We start from the raw sequence: 12470 nt of genomic DNA, 5'->3' as shown, positions 1-12470 counted from the left end.
GTCGCCGCCGCCACGGTCGCGCTCGCCGTCGCCGGCGGCCTGGTCGCGACCCGGCTGCCGCACGCCGAGCCGCCGCCGGTGTCGGCCGCCGAGCGGATGGCCGCCCTGGTCGGCTCCGCGCGGCTGGCACTGGACGACCAGTTGCCGAAGCTGGCGGGCCGGTTGACGACCGGGCCCGTCGAGACCGAAAAGACGGTGACCTTCGCCGGCCTGCGGCCGGGCGGGTACACGCTCGCGGTGACCTGCGCCGGCGCCGGAACCATCGTGTTCGACATCGAGCAGACCCGCAGCGCCGCCGAGTCGGCGGTGTACGGCCGCCACACCGTCTCCTGCGCCGAGAGTCCGGTCGTCGCGGTCATGACCTTCCGCATCAGGGACAGCAATCCGGTGGTCATCACGGCCACCGGCGACCCGCGGGCGGCGGGCAACGCCGGGTTCGCGCTGGAGCTCGGCGACGGCGACGGAACCGCGAACTACCCGCCCGGCACCGACGCGCTCCACGACGACGGCGCCGTCGCGTCCGAGGAGTCGACCGGGAACGCGAACCGGGCGGCGGACCTGCTCACGGCGAACCAGATGGTGGCACCGGTGCGCGTGACGACCGAGCAGATGCGGTTCCAGCTGACCACGGGCTACGCCACGCCCGGCGACTTCCAGCTCAGGATCGTCTGCGCCGGACCCGGCACGGTGGACCTGACCGTGGCGGCGGTGCCCCCGGGCGGCCTGGCGACCGAGGACCACTACGCGCTGACGTCGGGCGAGATCCCGTGCCAGGAGGCGGCCACCCGCCTCCAGGGCGAGGAGATCTACACGCTGCCGAAGGGCACCACCCTGGTGCTCGTCGCGATACCGGACCAGGCGGCCCGGAACCACGCCGGCCTGGCCTACGAGGTCGTCCCCGCCTGAGCCCCTACAGGCCCGGGAGCCGGCCGTTGCGGAACAGGTCGACGAAGTCCTGGTGGTCGTCGCGGGCCTGGTCGCCGTACTTGTGGGCGAAGTCGACGAGCAGCGCGACGAAGCCGGCCTCGTCCTTGTCGACCTCGGCCACGATGGCCTCCTCGGTGGAGAAGTCGACCAGGTCGTGGCTGGACTCGTCGTCGGCGACCGAGTGCATCCGGGCCACCGCGCGGCCCAGGTCGGTGACGACGCCGGTCAGCTCCTCGGGCTCGTTGACGTCGGCCCAGTCCAGGTCGGCCGCGTACGGCGAGACCTCGGCGACCAGCTGGCCCACGCCGCCGAGCTCGGTGTAGCCGAGCCACGGGTCGGCGTGCGCCTGCAGGGCGCGCTGCGACTCGGCGGTGCGGTGGCCCTGGTGCGCGAAGTACGAGCGGACCCGCTCGTCGTCGATCCAGCGGGCGACGGCGGGCACCTGCGCCTGCTTCATGTAGATGATCACGTCGTTCTCGAGCGCCTGGGTGTTGCCCTCGAGCAGCATGTTGTAGGACGGCAGCCCGGCCGAGCCGATGCCGACGCCCTTGCGCAGCTTGATGTCCTTGATGTTCGTCGACACCGGGGCGGCCTGGGCCGGCAGCGTGCCCAGGTACTGCTCGAAGGCGGCGGTGACCGTCGCGGCGGTGGCCTCGTCGACGTCGTAGACGCCGTCGCCGAGCGAGAAGCGCCGCTCGTAGTCGTCGATCGTGGTCTGCCCGGCGAGCAGGCCGACGCGGGTGTTGAGCCGGGCCTCCTGCAGCACCCGGCGCAGCACGCCGTCGGCGTTGTCCAGGGTGATCGAGCCGATCGCGTCGTCGCCGCCGGCCGCGATCGCCCGCAACTCGGCCAGGTAGCCGTTCGCGAACGCGGTGACCAGGCCGCTGATCACGTCATCGGAGAGGGCCTTGCTGTAGCCGATGAGCGCGACGCTCGCGCTGAACCGCTTGAGGTCCCAGATGAACGGGCCGACGTACGCCTCGTCGAAGTCGTTGACGTTGAAGACCAGCACGCCGGACGAGTTCATGTAGGTGCCGAAGTTCTCCGCGTGCAGGTCGCCGTGCATCCACACCCGGCTGGTGCGCTCGTTGAGGAAGCTGTCGTCGCGGTAGGCGCCCGCCTGGTCGGCGTAGAAGAGCGAGGCGCTGCCCCGGTAGAACGCGAACGGCGAGGCCGCCATCTTGCGGAACTTGCGCCGGAAGGCGGCCGGGTCCAGCGCCATCAGCTCGCCGAATTCCCTGGTCAGCACGTCGATGATGAAGTCGGCGCGGTTCTTCTCGCTCATGGTTCGCCAGACTAGACCGTGCGGTCGACGTCAGGCCGGCGGGCGCACCAGGGGCGACGTCAGGGAACCGGCGTCGCGCGGCTCGGCCGGCGGGCCGGGGATCAGCGGGTCGGGCCGGGGCACCCCGCCGAGCCCGGACTGCTCGGCGGCGATCTTCTCCTGCAGGCGCAGGATGCCGTGCAGCAGCGCCTCGGGCCGCGGCGGGCAGCCGGGCACGTAGACGTCGACGGGAATCAGCTGGTCGACGCCCTTGGTCACCGAGTACGAGTCCCAGTACGGGCCGCCGCAGTTGGAGCAGGAGCCGAACGAGATCACGTACTTGGGCTCGGGCATCTGGTCGTAGAGCCGCTTGATCGCCGGGGCCATCTTGTCGGTGACCGTGCCGGAGACCACCATCAGGTCGGCCTGGCGCGGGCCGTGCGCGAACGGGATCACCCCGAGCCGCATGAAGTCGTGCCGGCTCATGCTGGTCGCGATGAACTCGATCGCGCAGCAGGCCAGGCCGAAGTTGAACACCCACATCGAGTAGCGGCGTCCCCAGTTCAGCACGAACTTGATGGGTTCCCCGAGCACTCCTGGCAGACCGGCCACGCCGTCAACCTACCCTCTACCAGGCCGGCCGCTGGAGCAGGCTCAGGAAGCCGGCCAGCAGGGCCTCGCGCAGCGCGGGCGGCGCGACGTTGAGCAGCGAGTTCACGGTGGCCATGCTGCCGCCGACGTCGTCGCCCAGCCCGAGGCCCGCGGCCAGGCCCTCCACCAGCTCAGGCGTGACCATCGCCGGCGTCAGCGCACCGGCCGCCTCGATCAGCTCGGGCGGGAGGTCGACCGGCCCGCGGGCCTGCGTCGCGGCCACCGCGGCGGCCAGATCGGGCGCGAACTCGGCGACGGTCTCGCCCACCGCGGCGGTCACCGTGAGGTGGATGGTCGCCGGCAGGCTCCCGTACGCGAGCTGGGGCTGGGTGTGCCAGCCGCGCGCCGCCAGCTCGTCGGCGAGCACGAACAGGTCGACGTCCGGCTCGGCCGCCAGGCAGACGACGCTGGTCTCGGCCGGCGCGTAGAGGCGGACCCCGTCGGTGGCCTCGACGGCGGACGCCAGCACGGCGACCGCGTCGCGGGTCTTGCCGGCGAGCCGCAGGTAGCCGTCGTCGCCGAGGTGCCGCAGCGTGGCGACGGCGGCGGCGATCGGGCCGCCGGACCGGGTGGACGAGATGACCGGGTTGACCATCGTGTACCCGGGCCAGTCCGCGTACGCGAAGTACTGCGGCATCCGCAGCGCGGCGTCGCGGTGCAGCAGCACGGAGACGCCCTTCGGCGCGTACGCGTACTTGTGCAGGTCGACGGAGATGCTGGTCACGCCGGGCACGGCGAAGTCGAAGTCCGGCAGGTCGGCGCCGAGGCGCTTGAGGTACGGCAGCACCCAGCCGCCGAAGCAGGCGTCGACGTGGAACCGGACGCCCCGCCCGGCGGCCGCCGCGGCGATCTCCGCGATCGGGTCGACCACGCCGTGCGCGTACGAGGGTGCCGAGGCCGCCACCAGGACCGTGTCCGGGCCGATCGCCGCGGCCATCGCCGCCGGGTCGGCACGCAGGTCGGCGCCGACGGGCACGACGTCCAGCTCGACCCGCAGGTAGTGCGCGGCCTTCGCGAACGCGGCGTGCGCGGTCGACGGGACCACCAGCCGGGGCCGGTCGATCTCCGGGTGCGCGTCGCGGGCCGCCTTGACCGCGAGGATCAGCGACTCGGTGCCGCCGCTCGTGACGCTGCCGACCAGCTCCGGCGCGGTCGTGCCGGGCCCGCCGCCGAGCAGCCGCCCGGCCGACATGACCAGCGCGTTCTCCATCGCCAGCAGGGACGGGAAGGCGGTCGGGTCCAGGCCGTTGACGTGCGCCGAGATCGCGTACGCGGCCCGCGCCACCTCGTCCAGCCCGGCGACGGCCGGGTCGTAGACGTACGCGAAGAGCCGCCCGCCGTGCGTGGGCAGGTCGGCGGCGCGCAGCTCCCGCAGTTCGGCAAGCACCTGTTCGGCGGGCACCCCGGTGGACGGCAACGCTTCGATCATGAACACGACGCTAGTCCTCGTACCTGCGCAGCAGCGCGATCGCCCCACCCACGAACAGGGCGGGCACGACGGTGAACCCGATCAGCACGCCGAGCCGGGCCGTCGAATCCTGGGCCGCGGCCTCACCGGTCGACGACGAGACGTAGCCGAAGGACTGCAGGATCAGCGCGTACACGCCCGGGCCGAGCGCCAGGCCCAGCGTCTCCCCCGCCGTCCACAGGCCGGTGAAGACGCCCGCCTGGCGGCGCCCGGTGCGCACGGTGTCGCGCTCGATCAGGTCGGGCAGCATCGCCAGCGCGAACACCTGCTGCCCGGCGTAGCCGCAGCCGATGAGCGCGACGATCCCGTAGACCGCCGGGGCCGGCAGGGCCGGCGACAGCAGCAGGGACAGGGCGCCGCCGGCGAAGAGCAGGGACGCGGAGATCAGGCCCCGCCGCTTGCCGTGCCGGGCGCCGACCCGGGTCCAGAGCGGCATGACCAGCAGCGCCGGGCCGACGAAGGCCGCGAACAGGAACGTGGCGCCGGAGTCCTGCCGGATGACGTGGTCGGCGAAGTACTGCACGCCGGCGAGCATCGTGGCGATGCCGGCGGCCTGTACCAGGTAGCAGAGCAGCAGGGCCCGGAACGACGCGTTGCCGGACGCGACCCGCAGCTGCGCCCGCAGGCTCGGCTCCGGCTCCGGGGCGGAGTGTGACTCGGCGGTGCGGGTACCGAAGTAGGCGCTCAGGGCGCCCCCGACGATGAGGGCGCCGACGAACGCGCCGGCCCACCGGTGGCCGGCCAGGCCGCCGCCGCCCAGGTCGACGATCAGCGGCGCCAGCGCGCCCGAGATCAGGATGCCGCAGGCCAGGACCGCGACCCGCCAGGTCATCAGCCGGGTGCGCTCGGCGTAACCGTCGGTGAGCTCGGCCGGCATCGCGACGTAGGGCACCTGGAAGAAGGCGAACGCGGTGGCCGCGGCGAGGAACGCGGCCACGACGTAGGCGCCGGCCGCGCCGCCGGTGCCGAACGGCCCGGCGAACATCGCCGCGAAGAGGACGGCGAGCGCGAGGCCCGCGCCGAGCAGGAACGCGCTCCGGGCCCCGGTGCGGTCGGAGATCCGGCCCGCGATCGGGTTGACCAGGACGTCCCACGCCTTCGGCAGCAGGACGAACAGCCCCGCGACGCCCGCGGCGACACCGAGCGTGTCGGTCAGATATGGCAGAAGGAGCAGACCCGGCACCGTCCCGAAGGGCCCGGTGACGAGGGAGCCCAGGGAATATCCCGTGACGACGCGGCGGGGCAGCCGTACGCCGTGCGAGGGACCGGTGACCGTCATGGACGCGGATGGTAACCATCCCTGGGCCTCGGGGCATACGCTTCGCCGAGTGGAGAATTCCCCACGGCCTTCTCGGGTCGCCGCCGGGATCGCGGCGAACCATCCGGCAACGGCCGAGGCCGGGCTGCAGATCCTCCGGGCCGGGGGCACGGCGGCGGACGCCGCGGTAGCCGCCGTGCTCGCCACCTGCGTTGCCGAGACCATCTACACGGGCCTCGGCGGCGGCGGTTTCGCCACCTACTTCGAGGCGGCCACCGGCTCGGTGACCTGCCTGGACTTCTTCGTGTCGGTGCCCGGCACGGACGGCGACCGGCGGGCCGGTCCGATGATCGCCGTCGACGTGTTCTTCGGCGGGATGCCGCAGGTCTACTCGATCGGCGGCGCCAGCGTCGCCGTGCCGGGCGTGCCGGCCGGCTGCGGCGAGGTGCACCGCCGCTGGGGGCGGCTGCCCTGGGCCGACCTGGTGGCGCCGGCGCTCGGCCTGGCCCGGACCGGCGTGGCGCTGCCGCCCGCGCACGCCGGGACGCTCGGCTCGTGCGCGCCCGCGCTGGCGCACGGCGAGGGCGCCGCCATCTACGCGCCGGACGGTGCCCTGCTGCGCGGCGGCGACCTGCTCTTTCACCCGGGGCTGGATTCCGCGCTGGAGGCGCTCTCCGCCGAGGGGCCCGCGGTGTTCTACACCGGCTCGGTCGCGCGCCTGATGGTCGACACCGTCCGGGCCGGCGGCGGCGCGCTCGGGCCGCTCGATCTCGCGGCCTACCGGGTGCTGGAGACCCGGGTCGACCACGCCACGCTGGGGTCCTACCGGGTCCGGGCCCGGCACGACCTCAACCGGACCGTCGACACGATCGCCGCGCTGCCGGGCGGCCTGCCGGATCAGCCGCGGCCGGCCCGGGCCGTCGCCATCGCGGCCGCGCTGCGCGATCGCGGCCGGCAGAAGATCGGCGACACCACCAACGTCTCGGTGGTCGATGCCGAGGGCAACGCCTGCGTGATCACCACGACGATGGGCCTGGGCGCCGCGGTCTGGCTGCCCGGGCTCGGCATCAACATGAACTCGATGCTCGGCGAGGGCGAGCTGATCACCGACGACCTGGCGCCCGGCGTCCGGATGTCGTCGAACATGTGCCCGCTCGTGGTCATCGACGCCGCCGGGGACCTGGCCATCGCCGCCGGATCCGCGGGCGCCTCGCGGATCCGGACCGCGCTGGTCCACACGCTGCTGGGGGTGCTGATCGACGGGGTGGACACGCCGGCCGCGATCGCCCGTCCCCGCTTCCACGTGGTGGACGACACGGTGCACGCCGAGCCGGGCTGCCCCCGCGACGAGCTGGACGCCCTGTCCGAGGCGGGCTGGATCATCAACGAGTGGCCGGACGTCGACCACTACTTCGGCGGCGTCACGGCGGTGGGTGCCGGCGGCGCGGCCGGCGACCCCCGCCGCGACGGCGTCGGGCTGCTGCTCACATAGTCCGGGCGGCGGTGGCCTCGGCCGCGTCGGCGACCTCGCGCAGTGCCACGTCGAGGTCGGTCACGGCGAGGCCGAAGGTCTGCTCGGTCTCGGTGGCGTCCATGAGGAAGGGTGCGTAGAACTGGTAGTCCATCTCCGCCAGCTCCCGGGCCATCGGGACGACCGTGCCGGCGGCACGCATCACGAAGCGCGGCAGGGCCTTGACCGGGACCGGCTTGACGCCGGCCACGGCGAAGTAGCGGTCGGCCAGCTCCCGGATGCTCAGCGCGGGCGCCGACGGCACGTGCCACGCCCGGCCCCAGGCCCGCTCGTCGCCGGCCAGGGTCACCAGGGCGCGGGCCATGTCGCCGGTGTAGGTGAACGTGTGCGGCGCGTCGAGGTCCGCCGGCACCCAGGCCGTGCGCCCCTTGGCGACCGCCGGGAGCAGCACCGCCGAGAAGATCGACGCGGCGCCCGCGCCGAGGTAGTCCGAGCCGCGGACCTCTACCGTGCGCACCCCGTCGGCGAGCGCGTCCTGCCACATCCTGATGCGGACGCGGCCCTTGCGGCCGGTCGCGGCGAGCGGGGTGTGCTCGGTCATCCGGCCGCCGGGAACCGGGCCGTAGCCGTAGAGGTTGCCGGTGATGGCGAGGACCGCACCGGCCCGGCCGGCGGCGCTGACCATCGCGGCGGCGAGCGGCGGCCAGAGCGTCTCCCACCGGGTGTATTTCGGGTTGGCACAGTTGTAGAGCACGGCCGCGCCGCCGGTCAGCTCGGTGAGCCGGGCCGCGTCGGTGGCATCGGCGGCCACCCGCTCGATCAGCGGGTGCTCCGGGCCGGTGCCGCTGCGGGTCACGACGCGCACTGACTCGCCCCGGCCCGCGAGGACGCGGGCCACCGCGGAACCGACGGGGCCGGAGCCGACGATCACGTGGTTCGACATCATGTTCTCCCTTGTAAGCACTGCTCTCTGTTGAGAACAACAATCTCATCTCACTCGCACCTTGGCAAGAGCAGTGCTCACTTTTGTGGCACACTTGCCGCCATGACCGCTGCTTCGATCCGTGCCCGGGTGCGCGCCGAGATGACCGACGAGATCAAGGCCGTGGCCCGGCGCCACCTCGCCACCGACGGCGCCAACCTGTCGCTGCGCGCGGTGGCCCGCGACCTCGGCATGGCCTCCTCCGCGGTCTACCGCTACTTCGCCAGCCGCGACGACCTGCTCACGGCGCTGATCATCGACGCGTACGACTCGGTCGGCGCCGCCGCGGAGGAGTCGGCCCGGACCGGCGGCCACGGGGAGCGCTTCCTGGCGGTCTGTCACGCGGTCCGCGACTGGGCGCTGGCCAACCGGCACGAGTGGGCGCTGATCTACGGCAGCCCGGTGCCCGGCTACCAGGCGCCGCGGGACACCGTCGAACCCGCCGTCCGGGTCATCCTGCAGATCGGGGCGATCGTGCGCGACGCCGCCCTGGCCGGCGAGATCGAGCCCGGCGCGCCGATCACCGGCCGGCTCAACGAGGAGCTCGAGGTGATCGCCGAGCAGACCGCGGCGGGCACGCCGCCGCAGATGGTCGCGCGCAGCCTCGCCGCCTGGATCCACCTGTGCGGCGCGGTCAGCGCCGAGCTGTTCGGCCAGCTCAACAACACGATCGACGAGCGCCGGGAATTCTTCGAATTCCAGATGCGCGCCGAGGCGAAGACGATCGGCTTCCGCTAGGTCCTTCTGGCGTGCACGACGTGCCCGCCCGGGGTACCCCTCGGCACGTCCGGCCGGCCGAACCAGCGCGCCGCGAGCTCGGCCGGGCCGAGGTCCTCGATCTCGGCGAAGCCCCGGCCGCGCAGCTCGACGGCCAGGTCGTCCGGCATGAAATAGGTCTGCCACGGTTCGCCGATGCTCGCCACCCGGGCCGCCCGCTCCTCGAGGGCGGCACGCCGCGCGGCCGGCATGGACGACGGCGGCATCGCGTAGTCGAAGACGACCTCGGACCGCTCGGTCGCCGCGATCAGGCCCAGGGTCTCGTCGAAGCCCACCCGGGTCAGGTAGGGCACCACGCCGAGCCAGAGGAAGAAGGCACCCGGCTCGGCCGCCAGCCGCAGCGTCTGACGTTCGAAGTCGACCGGCACGTACTCCAGATTTTCCGGCACCTCGATCGCGGCATCGGCCAGCCGGTGCCGCTTCCACGCCTGGGTGTCCGGGTGGTCGACCTCGAAGACGCGCAGCTCCGGCCACGGATTGCGGTAGGCGAACGTGTCCAGCCCCGCGCCGAGAATGAACAGCTGCCGGGTGCCGCCCGCGACCGCGACGGCGAGGGCGTCCTCGGCGAACCGCGTCCTCGCGGCGATGAACAGGCGCATGGCCCGGCGCCCCGGCGCCTCCTCGGCGTCCGGCGGCACGCCCAGGATGCGTACGGCCAGCGGATCCGAGAAGATCTCGCCGCCCTCGATGAGCTGGTGTGCCGCCCGGTAACGGGCCGCGCTGAAGGCCGTCCGGCTCGGCTGTCCCGTCTCCATCAGGGCAGCCAGCCCGCGCGAGCCATGTCCACGTGCTCTCCCTTCAGCGGCACGCCCTCGCTGAGCAGCCGCTGCCGCGCCTCCTGCTCGTTGCCCGGCGGCATCCGCCCGGCGCCGGTCACCACCCGGTGCCACGGAACGCCGCCGCCCTGCCGCGCCATGATCGTGCCGACCTGCCGCGGCGAGTTGCGGCCCGAGGAGTCGGCCAGGGCGTCGGCGATCGCCCCATAGGACATGACCTTGCCCTCGGGGATGCTCTCCACGAGCCGGAGAACCTCTTCCACGTACTCCTGCGGTGTCACCGACGCCACGATATGGGATCTCACCCCGGCCGCGCAGCGTCCGGCGAGCAGAATGGGCGAGTGCGTGAACAGGTGACGGGTGCCCGGCGGGTCGTGGTGAAGGTGGGCTCGTCCTCCCTGACCACCGCGACCGGCGGAATCGACGAGCAGCGCATGGACGCCCTCGTCGACGTGCTCGGCGCGCTGGCCGCGCAGGGCCGCGAGGTGGTGCTGGTCTCCAGCGGTGCCATCGCCGCCGGCCTCGCGCCGCTCAGGCTGCGCCGGCGCCCGCGCGACCTGGCCACCCAGCAGGCCGCCGCCTCGGTGGGCCAGGGCCTGCTGATCGGCCGTTACGCGGCGGGCTTCGCCCGGCACGGGCTCACCGTCGGGCAGGTGCTGCTGACCGTCGACGACGTGACCCGGCGCGCGCACTACCGCAACGCCTACCGGACGCTGCGCAAGCTGCTGGACCTCGGCGCGCTGCCCATCGTCAACGAGAACGACACCGTCGCCACCGACGAGATCCGGTTCGGCGACAACGACCGGCTCGCGGCCCTGGTGGCGGCCCTGGTCCAGGCCGACCTGCTGGTCCTGCTCTCCGACGTGGACGCGCTCTACACCGCGAGCCCGTCGGCGCCGGACGCCCGCCGCGTCCCGGTGGTGCACAGCGACGCCGACCTGGCGGACATCAACATCGCCTCGGCGGGCCGGTCCGGCGTCGGCACCGGCGGCATGGTGACCAAGGTGGAGGCGGCCCGGATCGCGACCGGCTTCGGCATCCCGGTGGTGCTGACGGCGGCGACGCTCGCCGGCCCGGCCCTGGACGGCGAGGAGATCGGCACGCTGTTCCACGCGGTCGAGCGCCGCCCCGCGGCCCGGCTCTTCTGGCTCGCCCACGCGACGACCCCGCGCGGCCGGCTGCACCTGGACCCGGGCGCGGTGGCCGCGGTCGTGGCCCGGCGCATGTCGCTGCTGCCGGCCGGGATCACGGCGGTGGACGGCTCCTTCGCCGCCGGTGACCCGGTCGACCTGGTCGACGCCGGCTCGGGCGCGTCGGTCGCCCGCGGCCTGGTGAACTACGACGCGGTCGAGCTGCCGGCGCTGCTGGGCCGCTCGACGCCGGAGCTCGCGGCGGCGCTCGGCCCCGGCTACGAGCGCGAGGTGGTCCACCGCGACGACCTGGTTCTGCTCTGACCGTGCGTGATTTCGCCGGCCATCCGGTGCAGGATTGAGCAACCGCCGTCAGCCACGGCGCAAGAACGAGGAGTCGACATGACCGTGCTTCAGCAGGCCTCCGACGCGCGGGTGGCGTCCATCGACCTGGCCGCCGCCACCCGCGGCGAGAAGGACGCCGCGTTGCTGCTGATGGCCGACCGGCTGGTCGAGCGCGCCGGCGACATCGTCGCCGCCAACGCCGTGGACGTGGAGAACGCCCGTACCGGTGGATCGTCCGAGGCGATGATCGACCGGCTGACGCTGACCGCCGAGCGGGTCGCCGCGATGGCCGACGGCCTGCGGCAGCTGGCCGCGCTGGACGACCCGGTCGGGGACGTGGTCCGCGGATCGCGCCTGGCCAACGGGCTCGAGCTGCGCCAGGTACGGGTCCCGTTCGGGGTGGTGGGCATCATCTACGAGGGCCGGCCGAACGTGACCGCGGACGCCGCGGGCATCTGCCTCAAGTCCGGCAACTCGGTGCTGCTGCGCGGCTCGAGCTCGGCCGTGAGCTCCAACGCGGCGATCGTGTCGGTGCTGCGCAAGGCGGTGGCGGACGCCAACCTGCCGGCGAACGCGATTCAGCTGCTGGACTCGACGACCCGCGACTCGGTCAAGGAGCTGATGCGGGCCCGCGGCCTGGTCGACGTCCTGATCCCCCGCGGCGGCGCCTCGCTGATCAAGACGGTGGTCGAGGAGTCCACGGTCCCGGTGATCGAGACGGGCGTGGGCAACTGCCACGTGTACGTGGACGAGGGCGCCGACCTGGAGAAGGCCCTCGGGGTGGTGCTCAACTCGAAGACCCAGCGACTGTCCACCTGCAACACGGCGGAGTCGCTGCTGGTGCACGCCTCGATGACCGAGTCGTTCCTGCCGATGGTGATCGAGGAGCTGGTGTCGGCCGGCGTGACCGTGCACGGCGACCCGCGGGTGGCGGGCTTCGCCGACGTCGTGCCGGCGACCGAGGAGGACTGGGGCACGGAGTACCTGTCGGCGGACATCTCGGTCGCGGTGGTGGACTCGCTGGACGACGCCCTGGACCACATCCGCCGCTACGGCACCGGCCACACCGAGGCGATCGTGACCGAGAACCTCGTGGCGGCCCGCCACTTCGCGGCCCGGGTGGACGCCGCCGCCGTCATGATCAACGCGTCGACGCGCTTCACCGACGGCGCCGAGTTCGGCTTCGGGGCCGAGATCGGCATCAGCACCCAGAAGCTGCACGCCCGCGGCCCGATGGGCCTGCCCGAGCTGACCTCGACCAAATACATCGTCACCGGCAACGGCCACACCCGCTGAGCCCGCCGAACCAGGACGGGGGGGGCCCCCCCCGCGGGGGGGGGGGGCGGGGGGCGGGGGGGGGGGGGCGGGGTTGGGGGGGGGGGGGGGCGCCCGGGGGGGGGCGGGGACGGCGGGCCCCCCGC

Annotated in this window: 12 protein-coding genes; 5 read left to right on the top strand and 7 right to left on the bottom strand. The window is 73.6% G+C overall.

Features of this window, described 5'->3' with window-relative positions; genetic code table 11:
• A partial coding sequence (locus tag AB0F10_RS39985) for a hypothetical protein (RefSeq protein WP_360638020.1) occupies positions 1 to 906 on the top strand: 906 nt, incomplete at its 5' end.
• 4 nt (positions 907 to 910) lie between these two features.
• On the opposite strand, the gene AB0F10_RS39980 is transcribed toward AB0F10_RS39985, so the two are convergent.
• The 4 genes from AB0F10_RS39980 to AB0F10_RS39965 are packed head-to-tail and all read right to left on the bottom strand — an operon-like array spanning position 911 to position 5589.
• Positions 911 to 2212, bottom strand: a complete 1302-nt coding sequence (locus tag AB0F10_RS39980; protein WP_360638017.1) for a DUF2252 domain-containing protein — start codon at positions 2210 to 2212, stop codon at positions 911 to 913.
• 30 nt (positions 2213 to 2242) lie between these two features.
• A complete protein-coding gene (locus AB0F10_RS39975) occupies positions 2243 to 2803 on the bottom strand; it encodes an NADH-quinone oxidoreductase subunit B family protein (RefSeq protein WP_360638014.1) in 561 nt (186 codons plus the stop codon).
• Between the two features lie 16 nt (positions 2804 to 2819).
• A complete protein-coding gene (locus AB0F10_RS39970) occupies positions 2820 to 4271 on the bottom strand; it encodes an aminotransferase class V-fold PLP-dependent enzyme (RefSeq protein WP_360638011.1) in 1452 nt (483 codons plus the stop codon).
• 10 nt (positions 4272 to 4281) lie between these two features.
• A complete protein-coding gene (locus AB0F10_RS39965) occupies positions 4282 to 5589 on the bottom strand; it encodes an MFS transporter (RefSeq protein ID WP_360638008.1) in 1308 nt (435 codons plus the stop codon).
• Positions 5590 to 5638: 49 nt separating this feature from the next.
• Here AB0F10_RS39965 and AB0F10_RS39960 point away from each other — a divergent pair, with 49 nt between their 5' ends.
• A complete protein-coding gene (locus AB0F10_RS39960; RefSeq protein ID WP_360638005.1) occupies positions 5639 to 7060 on the top strand; it encodes a gamma-glutamyltransferase in 1422 nt (473 codons plus the stop codon).
• Here the strand turns inward: AB0F10_RS39960 and AB0F10_RS39955 are convergent.
• A complete protein-coding gene (locus AB0F10_RS39955) occupies positions 7053 to 7982 on the bottom strand; it encodes an NAD-dependent epimerase/dehydratase family protein (RefSeq protein ID WP_360638002.1) in 930 nt (309 codons plus the stop codon). The two genes, AB0F10_RS39960 and AB0F10_RS39955, sit on opposite strands and share 8 nt — an antisense overlap.
• Before the next feature lie 102 nt (positions 7983 to 8084).
• On the opposite strand from AB0F10_RS39955, the gene AB0F10_RS39950 reads away from it, so the two are divergent.
• On the top strand, positions 8085 to 8759 hold the full coding sequence (locus AB0F10_RS39950; protein ID WP_360637999.1) for a TetR/AcrR family transcriptional regulator: 675 nt from the start codon (positions 8085 to 8087) through the stop codon (positions 8757 to 8759).
• Here the strand turns inward: AB0F10_RS39950 and AB0F10_RS39945 are convergent.
• Both AB0F10_RS39945 and AB0F10_RS39940 read right to left on the bottom strand, forming a co-directional pair.
• Positions 8756 to 9553, bottom strand: a complete 798-nt coding sequence (locus AB0F10_RS39945; RefSeq protein ID WP_360637996.1) for an SAM-dependent methyltransferase — start codon at positions 9551 to 9553, stop codon at positions 8756 to 8758. The two genes, AB0F10_RS39950 and AB0F10_RS39945, sit on opposite strands and share 4 nt — an antisense overlap.
• Positions 9553 to 9855, bottom strand: coding sequence for an MGMT family protein (locus tag AB0F10_RS39940; protein WP_360637993.1), 303 nt, complete (start codon positions 9853 to 9855; stop codon positions 9553 to 9555). Before AB0F10_RS39940 ends, AB0F10_RS39945 begins: the two co-directional genes overlap by 1 nt.
• Positions 9856 to 9915: 60 nt before the next feature.
• On the opposite strand from AB0F10_RS39940, the gene proB reads away from it, so the two are divergent.
• Positions 9916 to 11028 (top strand): glutamate 5-kinase, encoded by a 1113-nt coding sequence (gene proB, locus AB0F10_RS39935; protein ID WP_360637990.1) that lies wholly within the window; start codon positions 9916 to 9918, stop codon positions 11026 to 11028.
• Between the two features lie 78 nt (positions 11029 to 11106).
• Positions 11107 to 12345 (top strand): glutamate-5-semialdehyde dehydrogenase, encoded by a 1239-nt coding sequence (locus AB0F10_RS39930; RefSeq protein WP_360637987.1) that lies wholly within the window; start codon positions 11107 to 11109, stop codon positions 12343 to 12345.
• Positions 12346 to 12470 lie beyond the last annotated feature (125 nt).

Source organism: Actinoplanes sp. NPDC026623 (assembly GCF_040638275.1).
Classification (GTDB): Bacteria; Actinomycetota; Actinomycetes; order Mycobacteriales; family Micromonosporaceae; genus Actinoplanes.
Note: the sequence above shows the minus strand (reverse complement) of the source record. Positions and strands in the feature narration are given on the sequence as shown.